This is a genomic window from Lactobacillus sp. UMNPBX19 (genome assembly GCF_002553805.1).
Lineage (GTDB): Bacteria > Bacillota > Bacilli > Lactobacillales > Lactobacillaceae > Lactobacillus.
On the sequence record NZ_PCYR01000105.1, the window covers coordinates 1 to 468 of the forward strand.

A 468-nucleotide genomic window follows, 5' to 3' on the forward strand; every position below is an offset into this window, starting at 1 on the left:
GTACGGAATCGCATCCTTGAGCGACAAGCGTTCCATCGAACCTGCTTGCGAATCCACTCGAATGCGCGGCAAATCGGTATTTTTCACCCGATAGATCGTCTGGTCAAACACCTCTTCGTAACCAAACCGACGGTAAAATTTATACGAGAATGGCGCCAGATAAGACAACGCAACCTTATCCGCGAGCATATCTTGAAAGGCCTGGTGCATTAACTTAGTAATCGCTCCGTGGCCGCCATATTCAGGATAACTCATGACGTCGCCGATCCCGTTCATCTTATACTTCACGCCATGAAAGTTGACCTGGAAGGGGATGCTTAACATTCCGCTTCCCAATCGACCATCGTACTTAATCCCGTACTTTTCCGAATGCTGGTAACGATGGTCGAAAAACGCCCGCCGTTCCGCGCTATCCGGATTGGTAAATGCGTACAAGTATAGCTGATAGAAATCATTCAAATCTGTTTT

General features: G+C 47.6%; 1 protein-coding gene. It reads right to left on the reverse strand.

Translation table 11 applies throughout. The annotated features are described in order from the left end of the window. The coding region (gene eis / locus CP370_RS09290; RefSeq protein ID WP_143467888.1) for an enhanced intracellular survival protein Eis at nt 1-468 on the reverse strand (468 nt) is incomplete at both ends.